Annotated in this window: 12 protein-coding genes and 1 pseudogene; 8 read left to right on the forward strand and 5 right to left on the reverse strand. The window is 69.8% G+C overall.

What is annotated here, in order from left to right; all coding sequences use genetic code 11:
- Window positions 1-31: 31 nt before the first annotated feature.
- Window positions 32-1,063: a LacI family DNA-binding transcriptional regulator gene (locus ACZ4UU_RS27050; RefSeq protein ID WP_471905950.1), complete on the reverse strand. Its 1,032-nt coding sequence runs from the start codon at window positions 1,061-1,063 to the stop codon at window positions 32-34.
- A gap of 184 nt (window positions 1,064-1,247) precedes the next feature.
- Here ACZ4UU_RS27050 and ACZ4UU_RS27055 point away from each other — a divergent pair, with 184 nt between their 5' ends.
- Entirely contained in the window at window positions 1,248-2,027 is a 780-nt protein-coding gene (locus ACZ4UU_RS27055; protein ID WP_471905951.1) for a fumarylacetoacetate hydrolase family protein, read from the forward strand.
- A gap of 89 nt (window positions 2,028-2,116) precedes the next feature.
- Here ACZ4UU_RS27055 and ACZ4UU_RS27060 read toward each other — a convergent pair whose 3' ends face one another.
- The gene (locus ACZ4UU_RS27060) at window positions 2,117-3,301 is read right to left on the reverse strand and encodes an MFS transporter (protein ID WP_471905952.1); all 1,185 of its coding nucleotides are present in this window, start codon (window positions 3,299-3,301) and stop codon (window positions 2,117-2,119) included.
- An 833-nt stretch (window positions 3,302-4,134) separates the two neighbouring features.
- Here ACZ4UU_RS27060 and ACZ4UU_RS27065 point away from each other — a divergent pair.
- From ACZ4UU_RS27065 to ACZ4UU_RS27075, 3 genes are read left to right on the forward strand one after another with little or no spacing between them, the layout of a single operon-like run.
- Window positions 4,135-5,139 (forward strand): C-terminal binding protein, encoded by a 1,005-nt coding sequence (locus ACZ4UU_RS27065; protein ID WP_471905953.1) that lies wholly within the window; start codon window positions 4,135-4,137, stop codon window positions 5,137-5,139.
- Window positions 5,136-6,200, forward strand: a complete 1,065-nt coding sequence (locus ACZ4UU_RS27070; RefSeq protein WP_471905954.1) for a phosphotransferase family protein — start codon at window positions 5,136-5,138, stop codon at window positions 6,198-6,200. Before ACZ4UU_RS27065 ends, ACZ4UU_RS27070 begins: the two co-directional genes overlap by 4 nt.
- A gap of 46 nt (window positions 6,201-6,246) precedes the next feature.
- Window positions 6,247-6,777, forward strand: coding sequence for a cupin domain-containing protein (locus ACZ4UU_RS27075; RefSeq protein ID WP_471905955.1), 531 nt, complete (start codon window positions 6,247-6,249; stop codon window positions 6,775-6,777).
- 67 nt (window positions 6,778-6,844) lie between these two features.
- On the opposite strand, the gene ACZ4UU_RS27080 is transcribed toward ACZ4UU_RS27075, so the two are convergent.
- The 3 genes and pseudogenes from ACZ4UU_RS27080 to ACZ4UU_RS27090 all read right to left on the reverse strand — a co-directional run bounded on the left by ACZ4UU_RS27080 (window position 6,845) and on the right by ACZ4UU_RS27090 (window position 11,695).
- On the reverse strand, window positions 6,845-7,972 hold the full coding sequence (locus tag ACZ4UU_RS27080; protein ID WP_471905956.1) for an alpha/beta hydrolase family protein: 1,128 nt from the start codon (window positions 7,970-7,972) through the stop codon (window positions 6,845-6,847).
- 162 nt (window positions 7,973-8,134) lie between these two features.
- Window positions 8,135-11,123: pseudogene (locus ACZ4UU_RS27085) on the reverse strand (carbohydrate binding domain-containing protein).
- Window positions 11,124-11,335: 212 nt separating this feature from the next.
- Window positions 11,336-11,695, reverse strand: coding sequence for a hypothetical protein (locus tag ACZ4UU_RS27090; RefSeq protein ID WP_471905957.1), 360 nt, complete (start codon window positions 11,693-11,695; stop codon window positions 11,336-11,338).
- A gap of 120 nt (window positions 11,696-11,815) precedes the next feature.
- Here ACZ4UU_RS27090 and ACZ4UU_RS27095 point away from each other — a divergent pair, with 120 nt between their 5' ends.
- From ACZ4UU_RS27095 to ACZ4UU_RS27110, 4 genes are all read left to right on the forward strand, one after another.
- Window positions 11,816-12,064 carry a hypothetical protein gene (locus ACZ4UU_RS27095; protein WP_471905958.1) on the forward strand — a complete coding sequence of 83 codons (249 nt, stop codon included), beginning with the start codon at window positions 11,816-11,818 and terminating at the stop codon, window positions 12,062-12,064.
- Window positions 12,065-12,321: 257 nt separating this feature from the next.
- The gene (locus tag ACZ4UU_RS27100) at window positions 12,322-13,524 is read left to right on the forward strand and encodes a carboxylate-amine ligase (RefSeq protein ID WP_471905959.1); all 1,203 of its coding nucleotides are present in this window, start codon (window positions 12,322-12,324) and stop codon (window positions 13,522-13,524) included.
- A 150-nt stretch (window positions 13,525-13,674) separates the two neighbouring features.
- The gene (locus ACZ4UU_RS27105) at window positions 13,675-15,459 is read left to right on the forward strand and encodes an N-acetylglutaminylglutamine amidotransferase (protein WP_471905960.1); all 1,785 of its coding nucleotides are present in this window, start codon (window positions 13,675-13,677) and stop codon (window positions 15,457-15,459) included.
- The gene (locus tag ACZ4UU_RS27110; protein WP_471905961.1) at window positions 15,432-17,678 is read left to right on the forward strand and encodes a S9 family peptidase; all 2,247 of its coding nucleotides are present in this window, start codon (window positions 15,432-15,434) and stop codon (window positions 17,676-17,678) included. Before ACZ4UU_RS27105 ends, ACZ4UU_RS27110 begins: the two co-directional genes overlap by 28 nt.
- Window positions 17,679-17,755: the final 77 nt, after the last annotated feature.

Here is a 17,755-nt window from a genome sequence, read left to right on the forward strand (position 1 = left end):
TTTCGCTGTCGTGGCCGAGGTCGCCCATGCCTCAGGTGGACCTCGACTGAGCCTTTCCGTCAGGTGGCGCCGTGCTGCCGCGCAGGACCAGCGACCCGGGGGAGACCGACGTGTACGGGCCGTCGTTGGTCGGCTTGGTCTTGAGGCGACGCATCATCCACAGTGCGCAGCCGGTGGCCATCTCCTGGATGGGCAGGCCGATCGTGGTCAGTCCGGGCCCCCACCAGGAGAACCCGGGCTCGTCCCCGAAGCCGACCACGGACAGCTCCCCGGGCACCTTGACGCCCTGCTGGGACAACTCCTCCAGGACACCGAGGGTGAGCTGGATCGATCCGAGCACGAGCGCGGTGGGCGCATCCGGCCCGTTCAGTATCCGGCGCACCGTTTCGCGGCCGTGGTCGATCGACGAGGGCGGCCCCAGCTCCGCGCGTCCGGCATCGTCCGGCAGACCGCCCTCGCGCAGGGCGCTGCGGAAGCCGCGCAGACGCTCCGCGCCCGTGGGCAGCTCTTCGGGACCGCCGAGGTAGGCGATGCGGGTGTGGCCCTGCGCCACCAGGTGGGCCGTGGCCTGGCGCAGGGCCTCGTGGTCGTCCACACCGAACCACTGGGAGCCGAGCGACGCGTGGCGGCGCAGCAGCTGCAAGTGCGGCAGGGTGCGCAGGAGTTTGACGGACTCGCTGTGCGGGCGCGCGGTGGGCACGATGATCACGCCGGCCACCCGGTTCGCGGACAGCTCACGCAGATGGCGCAGTTCCGCCGTCCGGTCGTCGTCGGTTTCCGAGAGCATCAGCTGGAAGCCCTCGGCCTCCATGTTCTTGGACAGCTCGTGCGCGATCGTCGAGTAGAAGCTGTTGCGGATGTCCGGGATCACCAGCGCGACCACGTTGCTGGACGCTCCGCGCATCATCCGGGCCGCGCGATTGCCGACATACCCCATCTCGGAAGCGGCCTGCCTGACTCGGAACTTGGTCTCCTCGCTGATGCGCGGATCGTCGGCGAGCGCCCGTCCCACCGTCGACACGGAGACGCCGAGACGCTCGGCGATGTCCCTGGTCGTGATCACGTAAGGAATCCCCTCGACTGTCTGGTCCGGTGCCGTCACTTTCCGTGTGCCAACGATAGCACCGTCGTCGCGCTCCGTGGTCGGCGAGTGAATGGCGCCGGGCTTGATCATGGGTGTGTGCTAACGTTAGCACTGCTGAATGGGCCGTGCAGCCGCCCGTGGCTGCCCAGTTGCGGAGGTGTCCGTGCGGATCGTCAGGTATGCCGTCGGCGGTGTGCGTCACTACGGCGAACTCGAATACGGTGACGCAAGCATCGTCAGATTCGAGGGCGACCCCTTCACCGGGTTGTCCCCCACAGGGCGCATCGACCGGGTCGACGACGTCGTCATTCTCCCGCCGGTCGACCAACCCCGGATTTTCGGGTTCGCCTACAACTACGCCTCACATGTCGACGAGACCGACCGTGATATTCCCGAAGTTCCGGTGTGCTTCATGAAGCCGAGTACGGCGGTCGTGGGGCCGGGGGATTCAATCGTGTATCCGGCGGACGGTGAACTGATCCATTTCGAGGGTGAGTTGGTCGTCGTCATCGGAAAGGAAGCCCGCCATGTGAAGCCCTCGGCGGCCCATGAGTTCATCCTCGGATATACGTGCGGGAATGACGTCAGTGACCGCATCGTTCAGCGCAAGGAAAGCAAATACGGAACGCTTCTGATCGGGAAGGGCCAGGACACCTTCGCTCCTATCGGGCCGGTCGTCGCGACCGACCTCGACCCTTCGGGGCTGTCCCTGACGACCCGTGTGAATGGCGCCGTCCTGCAGTCGGCGAGCACGGCTGACCTGCTGCTTCCGGTTCCGGACATCGTCAGCTACCTCAGCCGTCATCTGACGCTGCTGCCCGGAGACGTGATCATGACCGGCACGCCTTCCGGTGTCGGGCCGATCCGCCCCGGGGACGAGGTGGAGGTGGAGATCGAGGGAATCGGCGTTCTGCGCAATCCGGTCGTGGCCGAGAGCCGTTGACCGGCGGACGGCCGCCGGCTTCCGCCCCGAAGGGGCCTGCCCACCGTACAGAGGTGGGCAGGCCCCTTTTCGGTGTCAGCGGTGTGCCGTCAGTGGGCCGCGTTGTTGAACAGTGCGGGACGGACGAAGGCCAGGGCGGCGACGCCGACCAGCGGGAGGAACGTGACCTGGAGCAGACCTGCCTGGCTCCAGCCGAAGGAGTCCACGAGGGCGGCGAAGAGCAGTCCCGAGAACGCCGCCGGTCCGTAGTAGCTCGTGACGAAGAGCCCTGAGGCGCGTCCGATCTGCCCGGGACGGACGGCCCGCTGCATCGCGCTGTTCGTGTTGGGGTAGACGAAGCCCAGCCCGAACGCGCCCATCAGGAAGGCGAACACGCACTGCACGCCGACCTGGGCCTGCGTCTCGTAGATGCACACGCTGATGGTGGAGACGGCCAGCAGGCTGATTATCAGCAGGTTGCGCTGGTTGACGCGGTCGCCGAGCCAGCCGCCGAGCACAGCCGTCATGCCGCCGAAGCCGAGGAAGCTCATCGCCAGCGCTGCCTGTTCGGCGGAGTAGTGGAGCGAGGTGATGAGGTACGTCGGGTAGAGCCCGAGGAACCCGTAGATGGCCACACCGCTGACGACGGCGTGGACGGTCAGGGCGACCGTGTTGCGGTTGTAGGCGGAGGCCGGCATCTGGTCGTAGGTCTTGGTCGAGACGACCTGCTCGGTGGAGTGCTCGGTCAGACCGGCCTTCACGAGGAACAGGCAGGCGGCGGCGATCAGAAGGCCCGCCGTGCCGAACAGGTAGAAGGGCGAGTGCCAGGTGCCGTGCAGGCCCATGAGGTGGACGCCGATCAGCGGGGCGATGAACACGCCGACGGAGTAGCCCATGCCGATGATGCCGAACGCGAGGCCGCGCCGCTGGACGAAGAAGGCGCCCATCGCCGCGAAGATGGCGGCGGACTGCATGCCCTCACCGAAGCCGGACACGACCCGGTACAGGGTCATGTCGGCGAAACCGGTGGCCAGCGGCGTGGCCATCGTGCCCAGGGAGTAGATCACGATGCTGGCCAGCAGTACCGTCTTGCGTCGGAATCGGTCCAGGAGATAGCCGGCAGGCAGCCCGGCCAGGGCCATGCCGAGGGTGAAGTTGGTCGCCAGCAGTCCGCCCTGTTCCAGCGAGAACCCGTACTCCTCACGGATGTTGGGCAGCAGGGGAGGGAAGACCTGGCGGTCCATCGCATTGACCATGTAGGAGAGGACGATCAGGAGGAATCCCACGCCGATCATGGGCCGGGAAACAGGCGGACGGGTGTTTTCCCGATGAGTTCCGTCGGCGGGAACTGCATTTGTGTCGACTTGCGCTGCGTGAGTCATAGCGGCTCCTGAGGAGGAATGGGCCACGGCAGGCCGCGGTGGAGGCATCGCCGGCACGGGGTCGTGCGGGCGGTGACGAGTGGCGGTGAGCTGAACACGGACTCGGTCGAGCCGTCGACGGCGATACGGCCGCCGACCGGCGGAAAGGGCGATGGGGTGCCGCGCGGTCGCATGCCGCATGCGGAACTCGGCCGTATGTCGCCCGTCGGGGACGTCCGTGGCTATGGCGTCTTCGACAGCCGGACCTCGTGCGGCCATTTCGTCGGGTCACACGGTCGGCGTTTGCCAGAACCATGAACGGAAGTCCGTGGCGCGTCAAGACGTGAACAACGGATTTCTTCGGTGGTCTTTGTTTTTCCCGTGGTGGGCGGGTCTCCTGGCCACCGACAGGGCCTTCCCGTGCGGGATCGACGGCCGGGCTGTTCGTCGCGCTCTTGACGGGTGCGAGCCCGTGAGTGCTATCGTTAGCATCACGTGGCTGTGACAGAGTGATTCGACGTGCCCCGGCGTCTCGTGACCCGTTCCAGGGGCCTGGCGCGGCGCCCGAACCGACCACAAGTCGGCGAGCGCCGACAGTCACCCCAGCCCAGTGACCCTCTCCGCCCACCCATGGCGGCCCCAGGACACGGTCGGACGTGACACGGCCGCCCGTTCTGGATGACGATCAAACCTGCTGACCGGATGCGACCCGGGCGGGACGCCCGGCCGTCCGCTGCGGCCGTACGATTCTGCGAGGACGACCTGCCATGAAACCACCGAGCCGCCCAGGCACCGTGCTGCTCACCGACCACGCCTGGCCCGACGACTCCGTCGAGCGATCGGTCATCGAGCAGGCGGGCCACACCCTGGTGACCGGCCCCGCCGAGCCCGCCTCCGCCGAGGTGATCGAGGAACTGGTCGCCGAGCACCGGCCCGCCGGGATCCTTACCTGTTGGGCGCCGGTCTCCGCCACCGCGATCGACAGCTCGCCGGCACTTCGCATCGTGGCCAGGCTCGGGGTCGGCCTGGACAACATCGCCGTGGACGCCGCCACCGAGCGGGGTGTGTGGGTCACCAATGTGCCGGACTACTGCGTCGAAGAGGTCTCCGACCATGCCGTCGGGATGGTGCTGGCCTGGACGCGGGGCCTGGCCGTGTTCGACCGGGAGGTCCGCGCGGGCCGGTGGGACCCCGCGAGCGCACGGCTGCGCCGACTGTCCGCGCTGACCTGCGGCGTAGTCGGTCTCGGGCGGATCGGACGCGCCACCGCGCGCAAGCTCGGCGCGTTCGGTTGCCGAATCCTGGCCCATGACCCGCACTCGCCGAGCGACGTCCCCGGGGTGGAGATGGTGGGTCTGGACGAACTCCTGCGCCACAGTGACGTGGTGATCCTTCACGTGCCGCTGACACCCGGCACACACCACATCATCGGGTCCGAGCAACTGGCGCAGATGCCGCCGGGCGGCCTGCTGGTGAACGTCAGCCGGGGCGGCCTGGTGGACACGGACGCCGTGATCAAGGCGCTCGACAGCGGGCACCTGGGCGGTGCCGCCTTCGACGTGCTGGAGTCGGAGCCCGAGGTCCCCGCCGGGCTGTCGGCCCAGCCGGGGGCGCTGCTCACCCCGCACGTCGCCTTCTCCTCCGACGCGTCGGTCACGGAGTTGCGCCGCCGTGCCGCCGAGGAAGTCGTACGGATCCTGGCCGGCGGGAGCCCGGCCCACGCGTGCAACAGCCCTCGTGGACTGTCCGCCGGGTCGGGTGACCAGCGATGAGCCCGACCTCGGCGCAGGCGGGCCCGGGCCCCACGCCCGACACCACGCTGACGGACTTCCTGATCGCGCAGGGGCTCGCCGAGCCCGCTGCGGCCGCTCGCTGGACGCCGCTGGCCGGCGGCGTCTCCTCGGACCTGTGGCGGGTGGACCTCCCAGGGCGCTCGCTCTGCGTCAAGCGCGCCTTGCCCAGACTGAAGGTCGCGGCCGACTGGCAGGCACCGGTGTCGCGCAACGCCTATGAATGGGCGTGGATGCGATTCGCGTCCCGGCACCGCCCGGACAGCGTGCCCGACCTGCTGGCCCACGACCCCGAAGCCGGCCTCTTCGCGATGGCGTACCTGCCCCCCGAGCGGTACCCGATGTGGAAGGCGCAGCTCCTCGACGGCGAAGTACGCGTGGCGACTGCCGCGGCCGTCGGCGAACTGCTCGGCGGGCTGCACGCGGCGAGCGCGGGTGACGCCGCCGTCGCCGAGGAGTTCGCCACGGACGACAACTTCCACGCGCTGCGCATCGAGCCGTACCTGTTGGCGACCGCAGCAGCACATCCAGGCCTGAGCGGCGTACTCCAGAGCCTGGCCGATCGCACGGCCACCACGCACCTGGCCCTGGTGCACGGTGATGTCAGCCCCAAGAACATCCTCGTCGGTCCGTCGGGGCCCGTGCTGCTGGACGCCGAGTGCGCCTGGTACGGGGACCCGGCTTTCGACCTGGCCTTCTGTGTCAACCATCTGCTGCTCAAGAGCCTCGTGGTGTCCGGACGCCGCTCCGAACTCCTGCGCTCCGCGCGGGTGCTGACCGGGGAATACGTGCGGCACGTCGACTGGGAGCCCCGGTCAGCCCTTGAGGAGCGGGCCGCGACCCTGCTGCCGGCGCTGCTGCTGGCCCGCGTGGACGGCAAGTCCCCGGTCGAGTACCTCACCGACCACCGGCACACGCTCTTCGTACGCACGGTGGCGACTGCCCTGCTGCGGGCGCCAGCTCCCACGGTTTGGGACGTCGTGGACGCCTGGGAAACCGCCCTCACTTCCCCGACCGAGCCCGGCAGCGTCCGGCCCTACTGATCCCACCGATGCGACGGTCCCGGCGGACCCGACCGAGGAGAGCCTCATGCGCAGAGTCGTCACCGGACATGACGAGAACGGCAAGTCGATCGTCGTCAGCGATGGCCCGATCCCGCGTAGCCGGGACTTCACCACTCTGCCCGGCTGGGTGTCCCGCCTGCCCTGGGCCACTGACCCCGGCGCACGGGTCGGCAGGACAGGGGAGGACCCCACACCGAAGGTCACCAGCCTGCTGCCGACGCCCGGCGGCACACGGTTCATCGTGCTGACCTTCCCGCCGGAATCCGCGATGGCCGACCCGGCGTTCGACCCTGTCGCCTTCGACCGGGAGCAGCGGGCCGACTCACCCGGCATCGCTGAGCTCATCGAGCCCGACGGCATGCACGCCACCCCGACCGTGGACTACTGCATCGTGCTGCACGGCGAGATCGTCCTGGAACTCGACGACGGCCATTGCACCCAGCTCTCGGCGGGGGACATCGTCATACAGAACGGTACCCGGCATGCCTGGCGCAACCGCAGTGGCCAAGCGGTCACCATGGCCTTCGTCCTCATCGGCGTGGAGCACGACGACTGAGGGGCTGGGGCCGTCTGGGAGAAGCGGTGAGCCCTTCCCGTCTCGTGCGGTGTGCCTGCCTGGTCTTCTACCGCAGATGAAAACGCACTTCCGGGAAGCGTGCCGACGGGCCGTTCATCAGGGGTGTGTTCCTGCCCCGTAGGTGTGTGTCGAGGAACGCGGCGACATAGGCGCGGGTTATGGCGTCGGCGCGATCACCGTCCAGGCTCTGGAGCGGGATGCCGAGTTGCTTGGCCAGGGGCGCCAGGTCGGTGAAGGAGAGGTGCTCGGTGCCGTCGACGCTGAACCAGCGCTTCCATCCGGTCAGTTCGCTCCAGGTCTCGTCCCATGTCGGGTCAGGGCCGGCGGGTACGTGGCTGGGCTTGCCCAGCATCATGACGGGTCGCTGCAAAGGGGTGTCGTTGGGGAACCGGAAATTGCCGTCCATGTTGGCCCCTGCCTTGATGCGCGGGTCCCGCAGCATGGCCGGAATCGTGCTGAACCCGCCGGCTGAGTGCCCGACCATCGCGATGCGGTCGGTGTCGATGAGCGCACCGTACTTCCAGGCAGGTCGTTCCGAGGTGAGTTCGTCGAGCAGAAAGGAGATGTCCTCGGCTCGGACGGCGCCGACCTTGGGGTAGTCCGTGTTCTCGCACGCGATGCACGGGGTCGTGCGCCCGTCGGGGAACGAGATGCCGTCGGCCTCGTAGTTGTGTCCTGTCCCGGCGACGGCGTAGCCACGGCTGGCGAGGTCCTCGGCAAGACCGGTGAGAGTGGCACGGGGCATGCCGAACCCGGGCGACAGCACGACCAGGGGAAGCCCGCCCCGGGCTCTCGCCGGCTCGGCGTCCACGGTGGAGTGGGTCGTCACTTTGCTGAACAGGTCCGGGGGCAGGGCCAGTTCGTTGGCCTCGACGTACTGCCTGGACTCTTCGGGAGTCATATAGGGCGCAGGTGTGTCCGAGGGCCGAGCGGCCGGGTACCACACGGAGACCATCAACTCCCGGTCGGTGGAGGGGACCCACGGATCGGGCCGTCCCTCGTCCTTGAGGTGCACAGTCGTCCTGCCGACCGGATGGTGCCCGGACGGCTTGGGCACCACTGGTTCCGCGCTGGTCGGTTGTACCGCGTGGGTGTCGGCATGGGCGGTCGCGGTGCAGAGAGTTCCTGCCAGAGCCATGGCGACGGCAGCACCCACCAGGGATATACGTCCCACCGGATTCCTTTCGCTGAAGTCTCGTCGCGACTGAATGCCACGAGCTCATTCCTCAACGCTATGAACGGTGGGTGCGTCTGCCATCAACCCGCGGATCCACATCCGCGCCCGCCATGCATCCCTCGGTTTACATCCCTGGGAGGAAATGCCCCCATGGCCCGCCTACTTCAGGTAGGGCCCGTCGGCTCCGATCTTTCCGGGTCCGTTCAGTACGTACACCCGCAGGTTGCCCTTGCCCGGCGCCGGCACGGAGAGCGTGCCGTTGGAGACGGCCTTCACGTCGCCGGTGACGGCGTCCCGGTAGGTGCCGTTCGGGATGCCCGTGTAGGTGGCGTCCCCGGTGACCGTGACGAGGGCGAAGCTGTCGGTGGTGCCGTTGGTGTAGCGGCGCTTGAAGGCCATCGAGCCGCTGATGCCGTCGGTCGAGTACTGGCCCGTCTGGAGGGCCGGGACGGCTCGGCGGATCTGGTTCAGGCGCTGGAGGTGCTTCACGAGCGGCTGGGCCAGGGTGGTGGCGACCGCGCCGGTGGCCGAGTCCGCCGTACCGAACTCGGAGGCCGTGACGGTGCCCTGGAGGTGGTCGCCGTAGTACGCGCGGCCCGTCGACGCGAGCGGGCAGCTGGGGCCGCAGTCGATCCGCCTGCCCTTCTGGAACTCGATCTCCGAGCCGTAGTACAGGGTGGGGATGCCGCGGAAGGTCCACATCAGGGACATGTTCTCGGCCCAGGCGTCGGTGCCGCCGGTGTTAGCGGGTGCTCGACTTGTTGGGGCCGTAGTCGTGGCTGTCGACGTAGACCACGTTGTACGTGGCGTCGTTGACGCTGTCGTCGGAGTCCTTGCCGTTGCCGAAGGCGTTCTGCGCGTCGCTGAAGTTCATGTGCATGCGCATGTCGATGATGTTCATGCCGGAGAACCGGCTGCGGTCAGGGGTGTGGTAGCTGTTGCCGTTCAGGAAGGCGTTGGTGGAGGTCGGCTGGTTGCCGGTGCCGAGGTTGTTCTCGTAGGTGAACTGCTCGATGGCCGCCGTCTCGTCGTCGGCGCTGTACTCCTTGCGTTCCTTCCAGGTGAAGAACTGCGCGGAGTGGTTCACCGACCCACGGTTCCACTTGTCGTTGACGAAGGCGCCGACCTCGCCGAAGACGAAGAAGTTCCGCGCCGCCGTGGCGCCGAACCTCTGGGCGACGCGGTCCTGGATCGCGGGCAGGAAACGACGGTTCCAGGTGACGCGCGGTATGTGTACGGCCGTGTCGACCCGGAAGCCGTCCACGCCCATGTCGATGTACTTGTTGTAGGCGCCGATCAGGTAGTTCTGCACGGGTGTCGACTCGGTGTCGAAGTCGGCCAGATCCTCGTGCAGCCAGCAGGAGCGGGAGTCCTCGCCCTCCCAGTTGCCGATCCAGCACTGGTGGTAGTAGGCCTTCGGGAACATGCCCGAAGTGGGGCTCGGCCACTGGCAGTTGTAGAGCGTGTAGCCCTCGGCGCTCTTGCCGCCCGTCGGCTTGCCCCAGTTGACGCAGGTGTTGCCGGTCGGCTCGGCCGTGGACCACAGGTCGCCGTTGTAGTACGACTTCCCCGACTTGGGCTCGACGGTGAGGCCGTCGTACTCGAAGCCCTCGTTCCGCTCGTCGTAGTACCAGCTCCACTGGGAGTCGCGGACGCCGTAGACGGTAGGCGTGTACAGGCCCTTGGCGCCCCAGCGGGAGCTGTGGTTGTACACGACGTCCTGGTAGATCTTCATGCCCTTGGCGTGCGCCGCGTTGATGAGGTCCTGGTAGGTGGCGCCGGCGGACTCCAGGCGCGGGTCGACCTTGTAGAAGTCATAGCCGTGGTAGCCGTGGTAGTCGTAGTCCGAGCGGTTGAGGACGACCGGGGTGATCCACACCGCGGAGAAGCCGAGCGCCTTGATGTAGTCGAGTTTCTCGACCAGGCCCTTGAAGTCACCCCGGAACATGGGGTCGTTGTTCGCCGCGTTCCCGGACTTGGTGTGCTGGCTGCCGCCGCGGTTGTTGGAGCTGTCGCCGTCGTGGAAGCGGGCGGTGAGGACGAAGTAGATCGGGTCCTTGCGGGGATCCGTGCCGAGCGGGCTGCCTGCGGCGGGCGCGGGGGCCGTGTCGCCGGTCGTCGCGGTCGCCTCGGCGGAGGCGGGCGAGGTGTTGCCGGCCGCGTCGACGGCCTTCACCGTGTACGTGTAGGCGGTCCTCTCCTCAAGCCCCGTGTCGGAGTACACGGTTGAGCCCACGTCCGTGACGACGGTGCCCTTGGTGCCGCCGGTGCGCGTGACCTGGTACTTCGCGACACCGACGTCGTCCGTGGCGGCGTCCCAGCTCACCACGATCGAGGTGTTGGTGGCGTCGGCGGTGACCCGGGCCGGAGCGGTCGGTGCCTCGGTGTCGGGTTCCTCGGTGGCGCAGGGGTCGGCGGCGTCGGTGGTGACCGTCTTGTCCTGCACGGTCGTGGTGCCGGTCGGGATCGTGTAGTCGGCGCTGTTGTTGTTGTCCCAGACGCCGTTGCCGTTGTTGAAGGCCGCCTTCAGGGAGGTGGCGGTGCCGATGTCGAGGGTCTTCTTCCACCAGCCGGTGCAGGCGGACTCCATGCCGACGCCGGGCGCGGTCGTCCATGATCCGCCCGTGGGGGCGTAGTGGATGTTCGCCGTGGTCCAGCCGGAGGTGGCGGTGGAGTAGTAGACGGTGGCCTGGTTGCCGCTGCCCGTGCCGGTGTCGGCGCACGGGTCGCTGTGGGCGATCACGCCGTCCTTCACGGTGATGGTGCCGGTGCCCAGCGCGTAGTCGTTGCCGCCGTTGTTGTCCCAGGTGCCGCTGCCGTTGTTGAAGGTGGCCCGCAGTCCCGCCGCCGAGCCGAGGTCGACCGTCTTCTTCACCCAGTCCGCGCAGGCGCTCTCCATCCGCGTGCCGGGCACGGTCGTCCAGGAGCCGCCGTCCGGCGCGTAGTGCAGGTATGTCGACGGCCAGTTCTTGGTCTTCGTGTAGTAGAAGACCGTCGCCGTGCCGGCCGTATCGGCCGTATCGGCCACGGGCTGGAGTGGAACGGCCGGGTCTGCGACCGAAGTTGTGGACACCAGCCCGAGCAGCCCGGCCGTAGCCACGAACGCCACGAGGTGGCGTCTCGGCCGGCGCGGAGGTGCGGATCTCATGGCGACTCCCTTACGGCGTGGATCCGGCGTGGATCGTGCGTGGTCCGAGTGCTCCGCGGCCTGCAAGCGCGGCCGGAAAGTTCCTGAAAGTTCTTGCAGCGCGGAAGCTACAGGGACATGTCAGTCGCGTAAAGGGGTTCCGGGGAAAGGGAGTCAGGGAGTGGTGGCCGGCTTCAGTCGACTACTCCCTGACGAGCGCCGTGCGTTGAGATCTACGAGGCCGCTACGGCCGCGCCGGGCACCGAGTCGCCCGACCTGGTGACGTGGTACGTCACCGCGGCGCCGCTCCAGAAGTGGAAGGTGAGCGTCACCCGGGAGCCGTCCCTGAGCGAGTTGACGAAGTCGGGGGTGAGCTTGATGGCGTCGTCGGTGTACGCCGTGAAGGAGGCGTCCCCTTGCTGGAAGTCGGCCCAGTCCGCCGGGCCGGCGTTGCTTCCGTCGTCGCACTTGGCCGCCGTCGTCGCCAGCATGTCCCCGCGGAACCGGGTGGGTATGGTCATGCCGTCGCTGCTCCCGGTGGTGCTCGACAGGGCCGGGGTGTCGTAGGTGATCACCTGGATACGCCACGGCACACCGCGGGAGAACCTGGCCTCCAGTGTCGCGTTGACCCCGTACGCCCGGTCACCGGCCAGTTCGGTGAGTGCGGCGGGTGTGATCGTGCATGTCCGGGACCAGGAGCGTGCGGCGCTCCTGTGCCCGCTGCTGGAACGGGGAGCGGCCCCGGTGCCGAGCTGAACGACGCGGAGCTGACGATCTTCGACGCCACGCCGACGGACTTCCCGTCCCCGAGACCCTGCGCCGACTCATCCACGCCGTTCTCGAGTACCACGAGCGTTCTCCGGGAGGATGTCACCGTCCTGCTCCGCGAATGGATCGGCCCGCGGATGGAACCCGCCCGGGCGGCGGCCGACCCGACCGGGCCGCTGCCGCGTCAGGGCTGATCCGGAGGGTGTCAACTGGCTGCTGCGCGGTCTCTCCCCCATCCTGGAGACGACGATCGTCCACGAGCAGGGCCGTGGCCCCGAGGCCGCGGCGGTCGGCCGGCCCGTCCTGCTCATCTGTGAGACCCGCGGCTCAAATGCGCAAATGGAGCTTACCTGTCCGAAAGGTGGGAACTCAGAAAGCACCACAAGCCGCCGCATCTCCCCGGGGCCGGGTGATCCCCACCCCGCGGGCTCTCGGATCCCTAGGAGCGATCGTGACCGTGTGCATCGGAGTGGAGGAGGAGTTCCACGTCCTGGAGGTGGAGAGCGGAAGGCTAGTCCCGCGTGCCGACGCGGTGCTGCGACGGCTTCCCAGACGCACCTTCACGACCGAACTGCATCAGTGCACGGTGGAGTCGAACAGCGCGGTGCACGCATCCCTGCACGACCTGTACACCGACCTCACCAGCACCCGACGGCAACTCGACGCGGCAGCCTCCTCGTTGGGCCTCGCCGTCGTGGCGGCCGGCACGGCCCCCCTGGCGCCCGCCGCGCTGGCACACCTCACCCCCGGGGCGCGCTACCGGCACATGGCCGACGAGTACCGGAAAGTCGCTGACGAACAGCTCATCTGCGGCGCCCAGGTCCATGTGGACGTACCCGACCGCGACACCGCCGTCCGCGTCATGTGCGAGGTCTCGCCCTGGCTGCCCGTGCTGCTGGCCATCTCCGCCAGCTCACCGTTCTGGCAGGGCGCCGACACGGGGTACGCCAGCTGGCGCACCCTGCTGTGGCAGCGCTGGCCCACTGCCGGACCGGTCGGCTGCTACCCGAACGCGGCCGAGTACGACGCGGCCGTGGACGAGCTCGTACGAGCCGGGGTCATCAGCGACGCGGGGATGATCTACTACGACGTCCGCCCCTCCGCCCATCTGCCGACCCTGGAACTGCGCACCTGCGACGCCTGCCCCCGGCCGGAGACCGTCGTCCTCCTCGCCGGGCTCTTCCGCGCCCTGGTCACCGAGGCCCGCGAGCGACTGCGCACGAGCGGATCCCCCGGGTGCGCGGGTCGGCACGATTGGCTGCGCGGCGCGTCATGGCGCGCCGCCCGCTCCGGGCTCGAAGGCACCCTGGTGGACCCCGAGACCCACCAGGAGGCGCCCGCCCACCAGGTCGTGCGCGAACTGCTCGTCCGGCTGCGGCCCGCGCTGGAGACCCACGGGGACTGGGACGCCGTACGGGAGCTGACCGAGGCGGCCCTCGCGGACGGCAGCGCCGCCCAGCGCATACGCCGGGCCGCGCAGAAAGAGGACCTGCTGGGCTGTGTCGACATGCTGATCGCCGAGACCCGCGGCGAACGCGGACACCGCAGGCCGGTACGGCGCCGTCGCCACGACCGTGTGCTCTCACCGGTCGTCGTCACGCGCCGTTCGCACGCCTCCGCCGACCCGGCCTCGCCGGACGGCATCGGAGGCTGATGTGCCGGTGAACATCACCGGGGCACCCGGAAGGGGCTTCGTGCTGTCTCGCACCACCGCCCGGATCCACACGAACCCGGCAGGCGGACGCGAGCCGGCACTCCCGTGGAGTTGCGTCAACGCAGAGGCGTGGAAGGGAGGCGGGCCGTCATGTGCGGTCTGACTGGGGAGATCCGCTTCGACGGTCGGCGAGCCGACCGGGCGGCGGTCGGCCGGATGACCGACCGGCTCGCCGACCGTGGGCCCGACGGCCAGGGCACCTGGGCACGGGGCCCGGTCGCGCTCGGCCACCGGCGACTGAAGATCATCGACCTGTCGGACCGCGGCGCCCAGCCGATGACCGACGCCCGCGCGGAGATCACCGGGGTCTTCAACGGCTGCGTGTACAACCATCCGGAGCTGCGCGAGGAGCTCCGCGGGCTCGGGCACCGGTTCGAGTCGACCTCCGACACCGAAGTGGTGCTCAAGGCCTACCAGCAGTGGGGCACCGCCTGTGTGGAGCACTTCCTCGGCATGTTCGCCTTCGCGATCGTCGAGCACCGCACCGGCCGGGTCGTCCTCGCCCGGGACCGGCTCGGCATCAAGCCCCTGTACCTGGCGCGGACACCCGGCCGGCTGCGGTTCGCCTCGACGCTGCCCGCGCTCCTCGCTGCCGGGGACATCGACACCTCACTCGACCCGGTGGCCCTCCACCAGTACCTGAGCTGGCACGCCACGGTCGCCGCACCGCACACCGTCCTCAACGGCGTGCGCAAGCTGCCGCCCGCCACCGTACGGGTCGTCGAACCGGACGGCACCCACCGCGACCACTGCTACTGGCAGCCCTCCTACACCCGCCGGGCCGAACGCGCCGGCATGGGCGCCGACGAATGGCGGGACGCCGTACTGGACGCCCTGCGCACCGCCGTACGCCGCAGGACGGTCTCCGACGTGGAGGTCGGCGTCCTGCTCTCCGGCGGCCTCGACTCCAGCCTGATCGTCGCGCTGCTGGCCGACGAGGGCCAGCGCGACCTGATGACGTTCAGTGTCGGATTCGAGACGGAGGGCGGCGAGAAGGGCGACGAGTTCCGGTACTCGGACCTGGTGGCCCGGGAGTTCGGGACCGTCCACCGGCAGCTGATGGTGCCCTCCGACCGGGTCTCCACGGCCCTGGACGGGGCGGTCGCGGCGATGAGCGAGCCCATGATCAGCCACGACGTGGTCGCCTTCTACCTGCTGTCCGAGCAGGTCTCCAAGGAGGTCAAGGTCGTCCAGTGCGGCCAGGGCGCCGACGAGGTCTTCGCCGGCTACCACTGGTACCCGCGGCTCGCGGAGGTCTCCCGCGAGGAGGAACCGGAGCGCTACGCCGCGACGTACTTCGACCGCTCGCACGCCGATCTCGCCCGGGTCCTGCGGCCGGACATGATCCCCCACGAGGACGTCTCCGGCCGCTTCGTCGACCGGCACATGGCCGTACCCGGAGCGCAGACCGCGCTGGACGCCGCCCTTCGGCTGGACACCCACGTCATGCTCGTCGACGACCCCGTCAAACGGGTCGACAACATGACCATGGCCTGGGGCCTGGAGGCCCGGGTGCCCTTCCTCGACCACGAACTGGTGGAGCTGGCGGCGGCCTGCCCGCCGGAACTGAAGCTGGCCGACGGCGGCAAGGGCGTACTGAAGGAGGCCGGCCGCAAGCTCCTGCCCCGCGACATCGTCGACCGGCCCAAGGGCTACTTCCCCGTCCCGGCGATCCGCCACATGGCGGGCCCCGTTCTGCAACGCGTGCGTACGGCACTCGAGGCACCGGAGGCCAGACGGCGCGGTCTGTTCCAGGAGTCGTACGTGTCCGAGCTCCTCGCGGCACCCGACGAGCACCGGACCAGGCGCGGCGCCAACGCCCTGTGGCAGATTGCTTTGCTGGAGATATGGCTGCAGACCCACGGCATCAAGTGACCGAGGACGGGGAGACGCGGGCGGCACACGCCCCCGCGCACGTGCTCGCTCGTCCCGGGGCCGTCGATCCGGCTCGCGCGCAGCCCCCCGACAGCCGGACGGGGGACCTGCACGACACTGCCCGCGCGGCCCCGGAACCGGTGCCGCTGCCCGAAGCGGGTGGCCCGCGCGACGCCGTGACACGGCTGCGCGCACACGGCTGCTGGTACCCCTCGGCCAACGCCGACGGCACCGAGACGGCCTTCATCTGCGACCGGGGCGGCGTGCCGCAGCTGTGGGCCGGCTCCGTCGGCACCGACGACGTACGGCTCCTCGACTCCTCACCGGATCCCGTCAAGGAGGTGCTCTGGTCACCGGACGGCCGCTGGATCGCGTACACCACCGCGCCGGGCGGCGGTGAGCACACGCGTGTGCTGTGCGTGCGGCCCGACGGCTCCGGCCGGCGTCTCCTGGCCGGCTCCGACCCGGCCAGCTCCGCCTATCTGGGGTGCTGGGCGCACGACAGCTCGGCCGTCGCCGTCACCTTCGCGGCGCCGCCCACCCCCCGGTTCGAGGGATTCGCCGGGCACGCCGTGCCGGACACGGACGTGGAACCCGTCGACGGCCACCCGCTCGGCACCCGCCTGACGGCCGACTGGGCGGACCGGGACGGTCATCCGACGCTCCTCGGCCCGGCCGCCCACGACGCGGCACCGGGAAGACAGCCCCTCGGCACGGCCATCGACGTCGCGGCTCCCGCGGCTCCCGTGGTCCGGCCCGACGGGGGGTTGTCGCTCTACCTGATCGACCCGGACGGTCTGGCGTCCCCCGTGCTGCTCACCACGGAGACCCACGCCGCCTCCCTGAGGTTGTGCGATCTCAGCCGCGACGGCGGCCTCGCGCTGCTGCGCCGGGGCCCGCGCGGCCGGCGCGAGGCGGTCGTCCGGCGCATCGCCGACGCGGAGAACACCTTCACCCTGCCGGTCGCCGACGGCGACCCGTGGATCGGCCGGTTCTCCCCGGACGGGCGGACCCTGTGGCTGCGCACCAACACCGCGCGGGAGTACGCGGCGCTCTTCGCGGTCGCCCTGGACGGCGGCGGCGAAGCACGCGCCGTGTCGGTCGTGGCGGAACGACAGGGCAGCGACCTCGAACTCCTCGCCCTCGCCCACGACGGCCGCACCGCCGCGCTGGCCTGGAACGTCCAGGGAGCCAGCGAGCTGGAACTCGTCGAGACCTTCCCGGCCCGGCGGGCCCCCGACCGCACCGGCCCCGCCCGGCCCGTCCCCCTGCCCCACGAGGTCGTCACCCGTATCACCGCCGCCGGCGCCGGACGACTGATGCTCGCCCTGTCCGGATCACAACGCCGACCCGGTATCTGGTGGGCCCACGAAGGCGTGTCCATGCTCCGCACCCCCTGGTCCTCCCAGGACGAGGACGCCGTCCCGCCCGGCCGCCCGCCGGTACGCCCCGTCCCGCTGCGTCTGACGGCGCGGGACGGGCTGCCCCTGAGCGGCTGGTACTACCGAGCGCCCGGCCGGGCCTACGACGAACCGGCACCTTGTGTGATCCATCTGCACGGCGGCCCCGAGGAACAGGAACGTCCGGTGTTCCACCCGCTCTACCACGAGCTGGTCGGACGGGGCCTGGACGTCTTCGCCCCCGACGTCAGGGGCTCCCTCGGGCACGGCCGTTCCTTCGTCGACGCCGACCTGGGCTCCGGTCGCTTCGCCGCGTTCGACGACGTCGCCGACTGCGCGGGCCACGCGGTCATGGCGGGCCCCGCCGACCCCACCCGGCTGGCGGTGATGGGGCGCTCCTACGGCGGCTATCTGACGTTCGCCTCCGTCGTATGGCACCCGGAGCTGTTCCGCACCGCGGTCGCGGTCTGCGGCATGTCGGACTTCCTCACCTTCTTCGCCGGTACGGAGCCCTGGATCGCGGAGTCGGCGGCGCACAAGTACGGCCACCCGGAACGCGACCGGGAGCTGCTGAACGCCCTGTCGCCGATGAGCCGCATCGACGCGCTGCGCGTCCCCCTGCTCGCCGTCCACGGCGAGCACGACACCAACGTGCCGCCGGGGGAGTCCCAGCAGTTCGTACGTGCCGCGCGGGAGCGGGGCATCGACGCCGAACTGCTCACGCTGCGCGACGAGGGCCACGACTTCCTGCGCGCGGAGAACCGGCGACTGTTCCGCCGGGCCGCCGCGGACTGGCTGGAGCGACACCTCCACCTGTGAGCCCGGGCCGACCCGGACCGGCCGACGGGCCGGGTCGCGGATGCGGTCGGCCACGTGCCAACCGCTCTCCTGGGGCG

Source organism: Streptomyces sp. NPDC028907 (genome assembly GCF_055564995.1).